This window comes from candidate division Zixibacteria bacterium HGW-Zixibacteria-1 (genome assembly GCA_002838945.1).
Classification (GTDB): domain Bacteria; phylum Zixibacteria; class MSB-5A5; order GN15; family PGXB01; genus PGXB01.
In genome coordinates, this window is the sequence record PGXB01000016.1 from 83,329 (window position 1) to 92,281 (window position 8,953).

The 8,953-nt window shown below is 49.1% G+C and carries 5 protein-coding genes; 1 reads left to right on the plus strand and 4 read right to left on the minus strand.

Annotated elements, in window-relative coordinates:
* Positions 1 to 150: 150 nt before the first annotated feature.
* The gene (locus tag CVT49_08090) at positions 151 to 5,016 is read right to left on the minus strand and encodes a hypothetical protein (GenBank protein ID PKK83583.1); all 4,866 of its coding nucleotides are present in this window, start codon (positions 5,014 to 5,016) and stop codon (positions 151 to 153) included.
* A gap of 204 nt (positions 5,017 to 5,220) precedes the next feature.
* Between CVT49_08090 and CVT49_08095 the strand changes: the two genes are divergently transcribed.
* Positions 5,221 to 6,357, plus strand: a complete 1,137-nt coding sequence (locus CVT49_08095) for a hypothetical protein (protein ID PKK83584.1) — start codon at positions 5,221 to 5,223, stop codon at positions 6,355 to 6,357.
* 48 nt (positions 6,358 to 6,405) lie between these two features.
* Here CVT49_08095 and CVT49_08100 read toward each other — a convergent pair whose 3' ends face one another.
* The 3 genes from CVT49_08100 to CVT49_08110 all read right to left on the minus strand — a co-directional run bounded on the left by CVT49_08100 (position 6,406) and on the right by CVT49_08110 (position 8,652).
* Complete coding sequence (locus CVT49_08100) at positions 6,406 to 6,939, minus strand: hypothetical protein (protein PKK83585.1); 534 nt, start codon at positions 6,937 to 6,939, stop codon at positions 6,406 to 6,408.
* 12 nt (positions 6,940 to 6,951) lie between these two features.
* Positions 6,952 to 7,485, minus strand: coding sequence for a hypothetical protein (locus CVT49_08105; protein ID PKK83586.1), 534 nt, complete (start codon positions 7,483 to 7,485; stop codon positions 6,952 to 6,954).
* 84 nt (positions 7,486 to 7,569) lie between these two features.
* Positions 7,570 to 8,652, minus strand: coding sequence for a hypothetical protein (locus CVT49_08110; GenBank protein ID PKK83587.1), 1,083 nt, complete (start codon positions 8,650 to 8,652; stop codon positions 7,570 to 7,572).
* Between the last annotated feature and the right edge of the window lie 301 nt (positions 8,653 to 8,953).

Sequence of the window (8,953 nt, forward strand, 5' to 3'; positions counted from 1 at the left end):
TTTAAACAGACAGGCTATTTTTTCGAGAATGCAGTGAGTGAACGAATATGGGTCAGTCGTTTATTCCTGGAATTATTCCGGTGGTCGATGTTTTTGAATAAAAAAGGGGCGACTTAATGTCGCCCCAGTGGAGAGAGCTGGAATTTGCAATTAAGGGCAAACAGGTGCCGGGCCGTCCTTGTAGAGATAAGCGATAATATATGTAACGTCCAGAATGTTAAGCGACCCGCCGGCATCGGCATCGGCCGACTCAATCGGATCCGGAGCCGGTCCGCCGCGATATATATATGCGATCAAAAATGATACATCGAGAATGTTGACACTCTCATTGCCATCGGCATCACCGCATACATAAGCCGGCCGGATGGACAGCGTAAAAACCACCTCGTCCATACTGCCGCAAATATCCTCGGCTTCAACCGTGATTTCAATATCGGATACTGCCAGCGGCGTGCCGGTCAAAAGGCCGTCCGATGACAGGGTCAAACCGCTGCCATCCAGGGCGCCCGTCATATCACTCCAGATTTTACCGCCGGTTCCGCCTGATGCTTCAAGCTGGAAGGTATACGGTAACTCGACCGTCGCGGACGGTAAAGAGGTTGTAGTAATTGACACCGATTCATTAATGTTCAGCCCGAGAACCATTTCGGCCGAACTGCCGCTTTCATCTGCCGCGAGGGCGGTAAATGATATCGGTTCTGTAGAGGTCGGAATACCGGCCAGAAGTCCCGACGCCGAGAGCGACAGGCCGGTTCCTTCCAGGTCGGAATCCTTGTCCATCCAGGAGATACTCCCGGTTCCGCCGGATGATGCAAGTTGCTGGCTGTAGTCGCGGTTTATTGTCCAGTCCGGGAGTTGTTCGGTTGATATACTAACTGCTTCATTGACCACCAAGGTCAGGCTCAATTCATTAAAAGCGCCCACTTCATCGACTACCCGGGCAATGAATCCTGTCGAGCCGGCGCTGGTCGGAGTTCCGGAGAGAAGCCCGTCTGCGGAAAGGCTTACGCCGCTTCCGGAAAGATTGCCGTATTTATCGGCCCAGGTAAGAGTCCCGGTCCCGCCGTCTCCGTCAAGCTGATGTGAGCAGGGCATATTAACGGTAACTTCGGGCAGTTCCGAGGTAATGATCATTATTCCCGGATTGATGGTGAAACTGAACTGCTTTTCGACTGCGGCGCCGCCCTGGTCCGTGGCCTTTGCTGTAAAGCTTATCAATCCCACTTGAACCGGTGTACCATAGAGGATTCCTTCTGCAGAAAGCAAGATACCGGTCGAAGCCAGATTTCCGTTCTTATCATGCCAGACAATGTTTCCCGTACCTCCGGCAGTTAGCAACTGCTGAGTATAAGGAACATTTACCGTCCAGTCGGGGAAGGAATCGGAGGTAATCTCGAGAGCCGGATTGATGGTAATGCTGAATGTTTTTTCGTCGGTCATTTTGGATTCATCCACGACCATGGCCGTAAAGGTAATTTCCATTACGGCCGTCGGGGTCCCTGACAATAATCCGGTCGGCGACAGGCTTAAACCGGTACCGTCGAGATCATTGTTTTTATCCGACCAGGTTTTGGCGCCAACGCCGCCCACGACTTCCAGCTGAATTGAATAAGGATATCCGGCGGTCCAGTCAGGCACATCTGTCGTAATAATGGCCAGAACGGATATGATTGTAATGGTAAATGGTTTCTCTGAAACGTCGCCGACGGCATCCACTACCATGGCTGTGAACGGATAATCGCCGGATGCGGCAGGCATTCCGGAAATCAGGCCGCCTGTCGACAAAGACATTCCGGATCCGGCCAGGTCGCCGTTTTTATCGGTCCAGCTTAGAGGCGAAGTGCCGCCCGTGGATTCAAGCTGGCAGGAATATTCGACTTCATTTAATCCCGATGGAACGGAATCGGTGGTAATCACGACATGAGGATTGGCCGTAATGTTGAAAACTCTTTCTTCAGTATCGCCGGCAATATCGCTTACCATCGCCGTGAAACTGATCGGCCCGGGGTTTATCACAGAGCCTGACAGAAGACCACTGTTCGATAATGTCAGGCCGGTGCCGGACAGATCGTTGTTTTTATCAATCCAGGTCTTTGTACCGGTTCCTCCCTTGACACCCAATTGCTGGGAATATGGAATTTCTATGGTCCAGTTCGGAAGGGAAAAGGTTGTTATGGATAATGCCGCGTTTATATTGAAAGTGAAAGGCTTATCCGCGGTATGTAATTCCTCATCAACCGCTCTGGCTATAAAAGAAATGGTTCCGACATCCATGGGCATTCCGGAGATTATTCCATCGGTTGCCAGAGATAAACCGGTTCCGGCCAGATCACCATCACGATCGTTCCATGTTTTGACGCCGATTCCACCCGATGCTTCCAGTTGCTGAGAATATGTTCGTTTTACCGTCCAGTCAGGAAGATCATCTGTTGTAATAACGAGTGCATTTTCATCACAGGTGTATCCGGTCACTTCGACCCCGTCGATATTCCAGCCGCAATATTGCCAGGAACCATCGGTTGTACCCATGGTCCAGCGAAGGTAAACCGTGGGCTGATTATCGGCGTATTGCGAAATGTCGAATTCCATAAAGACCCATTGCTGGTCGGCTACCTCGGCGGTGTTTTCCCAAAGCGTGGTCCAGGTGGTTCCGTTGGTGCTGATTCTGATATAGGCATGGTCATAAGAAGGCTGTTCCACCCCGAGCCAGCGCCAGAATGATAATTTTAAATTGGACAGACCGGAGCAATCCAGTACCGGACTGGTGAGATGCCTTTCCGGCAGGCTGTTTTCATAATCACCGTTAAGGTTGTATCCGTAGACATTGGGGCCGATAGTTCCGCTGGAAGGATCGGGACCTCCGTATTGGCCGCCGCTTCCGGTCGGAACACCCCGGTTCCACAGTCCTCCCGACACCGTCCACCCCTGGTTTGTTTCGAAATCGTCATATAAGACAGTGGTTACCTGCGTGGCGGCATTGGCCACATTGGGTGAACTCGGATCAGGATCATAGAAGATGCCGTAAGTCGCTTCTTCGGCGCTGACATAAAATTGCAGTTGATCGCCGCATGAGATTGCCGGAAGTGACGCCTCATATTCATCGATTCCGGTTTGGGTCATTGATTCGACAATATATGCCCCGCCGTTGATGGAATAATGTAACTGTCCGCTTCCTGAAATCGCTTCGCCGCCGAGAATGCCGGTAACTACCACTGGAAATGTCGTAATTGCGCCCGGCATAACGGTTTCGGGGATACCTTCGGGATATGAGAAGGCCAGCGACGGGCCGGGCGTCGTAACACCGACCGCATTCCATGCCTTGGACACCTGCAGGGCCCAGGCTCCGCTCGGATCGAGATCCATCGCGGCCGAGATCGTCCCAAGCGCGGCTTCATGATAATCAGTTTGTGAATTCCAGTAATAGGCGTTGGCCCGATAGGCTATTTTCATGGCGTTCTGGACGCCGATACCGGAAACGGTTATACCATGATGAATACCGCCGTCGGAAAGCAAAAAGAACCATTTGTTGCCGACACCGCTGTTGGTATGAACTCCGCAATAGTCATTGTACCATGAAGGGGTACAGCCGACAACGTTTACCCAGTAGGGGTCGGAGGTTCCATAATAATCAGGATCGCCGTAAACGTGCGGGTCGGACATTGATCTGAATCCGACGCCGGTGGTACGACCGTTTTCACCCATCAGCCAGTCGGGCGTGTCAAGAGTGTCGTGGGCAAACTCAAAAGCCGCACCGATCATGTCGGAGAATGATTCGTTTAACGCCCCCGGTTCCTTCTGATAAACCAGGCCCGAGGTGTATTCGGTTATGGCATGACCCCATTCATGGGCGATGACATCGGGACAGCCCGCCAGCGAACGCCAGCCGGTGGACCAGCTCCAGATTACTATCTGGCTGCCGTTCCAGTAGGCATTGTTGTCGCCTTCGGCGCTGTAGTTGACCGAGGTGAGCATGGAGGCCCCGTTGCCGTTGTAGCCGTTTCGGTTGAACTGGCTTAGCATATAGTCATACATCAAACCGGTATAGGTGTGCCCGTCGACCGCCGGCCGCTGGGTTGTGGCATTATCCCAGTAATTGTCGGCATCGGTGGCAACCGAACCGGGGAGGGAAGAGCCCGCAATATTGGTCTGAATATAATTACCGCTGGGCATTTGCCCGCCGTGTCCGTGGACATTATTGTTCAACCGGCGCGTGTAGTCGATCATGTAATAAGTGCCGCCGGTGTTCGAGATATCCAGCCAGTTGCGCGCCTGTCCCATGACGCCGATGCCGGTTCCCCAGACATCGACATCCATAATGCGGTTGGCTTTGAAGACAATGTCGCCGGTTTTGGCATCAACCAGATATTCCCAGCGCCCCATGGGTGTATCCGATAGAATAAACAGCCGCCAGCAAAGGTAATTCTGGCCTTCCCAGGGGAAAACCACCAGTTCGGGCGATCCGGGTTGACCGGCTCCAAAAAAGCCCGAAAGGTCATCGGAGGCCAGCCGGACCGCTTCTTCCTGTGCCAGATCGGGCCTGACATCGATATTTATTCTATCGATATAAGTACCGTTGACCGTTTTGAGAATATTATCCGCCGTGAAATGCGCGAATAGCTCACCCCCGATAACTTTTACTCCCTTATAAGTTTGGTTGAAGCGAATATGTCGCATTCCCAAATCATCTTCTTCGATTTTGCCGACCATCAATTCCTCGGTCGGATTGGCCATTTTATATGCCCCGCGGTTGTTTTCAAAAAAATCGAATGCCGTTGCCGTGATATCATCCGATTTTGCCGGATCCGACAGATTTCCTTCGACGAAGCGGGGAATTCCTCGGTCATTGGTTTGATAAGTTGTCACATTCGGATTGGATTCGAGATAATTCGGTCCGTATGAGACTTTTTCAGGCTGTTGAGCCATAATTGAAATTGTAAAGAGAAATAACAGTACGACGGTAAATACTGCGGCTTTCATGAAGCCTCCTTTATGTGGTTTGTGCCTATACTCCAACATGCAGATAAAGCAGAATCATTAACTATTTTTAAGCGGGTATCGCTGCCTTATTTATTGAAATATAACATGGAGTTTGATTCTGTCAACAAAATAAAAAAAAGAAGATTTAATCCTAATTAGTCGTATTTGACGATTTGACATTTCCCGTGTCAGGCAGTATAATAATAATATTCGAATCTAAAAATCAATAAACAAGGAGTTCTCATGTGCAAGGCCTATCTACAATCGATTTTCGTTTTTTTGATTATTGGGGTGGTGTTTTGGAGCTGCTCTGGTGATTCATCGACGAACAACTCCAAGGATGAGCCTATTACGGCCGGCGAAAATATCGGACCCGACGGCGGCATGATCGAAATAGCCGGTATGATCAAGCTCGATATCCCGGTCGGAGCCGTTACCGACACAACCTCTTTTGCGATTTCCCGGGCTGATGCCGTCACTCAGCCGACGGCGCCCATGAAGCCACTGTCGGCAATGTTCACAATCGAACCATCGGGATTGATATTCAATTCGCCGGCCACGATCACCATTGATTATGACGAGTCAAAGCTCGGGGGAAAACCAGAGGCTGAGATCGTTATCTGCGCCTATGAGAATTCAAGCTGGGTTGATATTCTAAGCAGCGTGAATATCATTGATAATTCTGTTTCCGCGGAAATCAGCCATCTTTCGGACTTCTGCGTCATGATAGATACGAGTTCGGCGGCTGAGGGTATATTCGCCAAGCTGGTTGTGGCCAGAAATGTTTCTTATCTGGGGGGGTATTCGACTTTTATTGACGGGATCACGGCAAGTTTTGATTCCGCCTATGCGCCATGCGACCCGGTCAATCCGATTCCCGGAATTTCCGTAACATGCGAGCAATATCTTCTGACCTGGGCCGCCGCCATCGGAGGATATACATATCCCGAATTCGGAACCATTGCCAACCCTTTTATCCAGCTTGGTGAAAATTATATTTTCACCGTAACCGCCTCAGGCAGCGCCCCGGCTCTGGTGGATTCAATAGCCTTTCCAGCCAAAAATCCGTATGTGATAATTCCGACCATCATGTCCACTCACAGCCGGAGCAGCGATTTGCTGGTCAATTGGCTTGACTATGGCGGAGGCACGATCGAATTGTTGCTGGTAAGCACTGAAGGAGATTCCTGCTTTATGGTGGAAACAACCAATGACGGCAGTCACCTGATTGCGTCCTCCAATTTGACCGGTCTTACACCGGGGGTTTATTCTTTGATATTAAATTATTATAATCGCAAGAATATCTCGGCGCCGGGATATGATTCGCGTGGTTTTATTGCCGGGCGCGTTATAAATACGACGATCATCACTCTGGAATAATTTCAAAATATAAAAAAAGGGCAGTCAATTGACTGCCCTTTTTGCTTTCTACCTGATCGGAAGACCGCATCCGATGATCCAATCGTTGCAGACGCAGGGATCGTTCCCCTCCTTGTAAAGATAATTTATCAGGAAAGAGACATCGAGTATATTAATGTCGCAACTGCAATTCGGATCGCCGGAATACAGAGCCAACGGAGCCGGTGCCGGACCGTTACGATACAGGAAATTAATCAAATAAGCCGGATCGAGGATATTATATGAATCGCTGGCATTGGGATCACCCGGTATTCCTTCACAGGGACCGCCATTCCCGGCGCTCATCCAGAAGCCGGATTTAATTGTATTCGAAGACGACATAACCTGAAATACAGCCGTCTGACCGATTGTTCCGGAATGCCGGTAATCGGCGGAAGTGCTGTTGCTGGTTCCTCCGCCCGCCAGCACCTGCCATACAGCAGGTCCCCCGATAGCCAGGCCCTTCGCAGTCGTATTTCCCGCCGCGGCGACAGGGCCGGTCATGGCCGCCATGAATGCAACCACTATAATGATCTGAGCCAATTTCTGAGTTATTACTCTCATAAAGCCTCCACCTTAATTTGAGGCATTAATCTGGCCATATGCAGTCGGCAAATAAATGGCGGTTATGTGTGGCCGCTGCATTCTGGTCTCGGCGCCGCTGCCGTTATCAGGGCTTGCTTTGGCCTCCAGGCGAAATTCATATGTCCCGGCGGATTTGAAATATACCCTCTCGACGGACATCGACAAATAATGCCTGCTGCTGGGCGTATCATGGTCACCGGACCCTGACATGACAAAATACGGGCTGACGATATTTCCGCCGGCGGTCTCATCGATCTGCAAATAGATCTGACTCGCCTTGGACGTTCCTGAGGCCTCCATGGTGGCACCCGCGCTGACCATGATGTATCCATCGGCAGGAATGGTAATAATGGTCGTGACCAAATCCTGCATGGTCGTCGCGCCCTGAGTCAGCAAGATATCGGCCGGAGTAACATTTCCCGACAGACCGGGTTCATCGAGTATTTCAGGCGATGAGACAGCGCTGTCCGGCAAATTGACTGAGCCGTCACCGGCGTAGCCAACAACATCCAGATAGGCAGTCATTTCGTACCGTATCAAAGCGGTCTGTCAATCTTTCTACAGATCCGAGTAAAAGCTTATTGAACTATCATGCATTATTGGAAATATCTAAATACTCCCCAGGTTCATATTAGAATAGAATTCAACCGGGAGCATTTGTATTATCAGGCTGAGAAGAATTGTCACGACAATAATTGAGATAAGGATTACAACAGCAGTTTTCTTTCCGGTGAATTTTATGAGCATAGCCATGGAAGAGATGCAGATTGAGGTGGATGTCAGTGAAAACGCCATGGCCGCTCCCGCAGATATGGCGCCATGATGTATAAACGGCTTCAGAAATAAAACATCGGCCCCGTTGCAAAAATATATCGGCACACCCACCAGGATGGCCACGGCAGTTCCAAGAATGCCGCCGTCAAGTTCAAGACTTTGAAGCCAGCTTCCCGGATTGACCATTTCAAACAAAAAACTTAATACACCGGCCACCAGAATGAAGGGAATTATTTTTCTTATAATATTCATACTCGTTATAAAAATGGAATCATTATCCATTTTGCAGATGCTTTGGCCGCCACATCCCAATAATTTATAGGGTCTTGCGAAATTTTCGCGCTTATGAAATAATTCCACAATATAACCGGTGGAAACGGCCAGAACCAGTGAGCAAACAATTCTCAAAACGGCATATTTATATCCTAAAACCGTTATTGATACCATGATGATATATGGATTTAGAAGCGGCGCTGCGATCACGAAAGTTATCAATGCCCGATAGGGTATTTTATTTTCCATGGTTTTTATAAATGGAATGGCACTGCACGAGCAAATTGGGATGACTGAAGCATAAATAAAGGCGGTAAAGCAGTTCCTCGGAAGGACACGTCTGACTTTTAAGAAATACCTTTCGACCACCGTTGCGGCAAAAACTCCGACAATAACTATAAGAAACAGCTCAATTAAATTTTCATATAACAAAAAAGTCCATTTGGGAAATGTCGAATGAAGAACACAGCTTTCCCTGGTTTGAAAGGTTATTCCGGCGGCCAGCTTGTAAGAAAGATCGATCAATAATATGGATATTGCTGAAAAGATAATAAACCTGGCGGCGAAAACCGACTGGGGCCTGTCGGCATATAATTCTTCAGCCGAATCGAGTTTGCAGAATCTTATCCTGGTGCGGCTCATCATTTATCCACCCTATTGACCTGAATTTGATTTGTTCTGCTTAAGATGGTAATGAAAAGGGCTGATTCTGTCAGGCAGGGCGAAAAATATTATTATTATGACTTATTGTTTTCTCCGGGCCTGAAATATATCAAAACAAAAAACTGAGAATCAACTTATTCAAAATTCTGGCCATTTAGATATAAATAAAGGAAGCCGCCCGAAGGCGGCTTCCCGATCTGATTATTCTGTCGATTCTGCCGTTGAGACCTTCGAATCAGGTCCGCAACAGTATCGCAACAGAATTGTGCCTATATACCGATAC

Coding starts and splice junctions, on each gene's coding strand:
- CVT49_08090 (PKK83583.1), bottom strand. CDS start 5,016: ATGTTGGAGTATAGGCACAAACCACATAAAGGAGGCTTCATGAAAGCC.
- CVT49_08095 (PKK83584.1), top strand. CDS start 5,221: ATGTGCAAGGCCTATCTACAATCGATTTTCGTTTTTTTGATTATTGGG.
- CVT49_08100 (PKK83585.1), bottom strand. CDS start 6,939: ATGAGAGTAATAACTCAGAAATTGGCTCAGATCATTATAGTGGTTGCA.
- CVT49_08105 (PKK83586.1), bottom strand. CDS start 7,485: ATGACTGCCTATCTGGATGTTGTTGGCTACGCCGGTGACGGCTCAGTC.
- CVT49_08110 (PKK83587.1), bottom strand. CDS start 8,652: ATGATGAGCCGCACCAGGATAAGATTCTGCAAACTCGATTCGGCTGAA.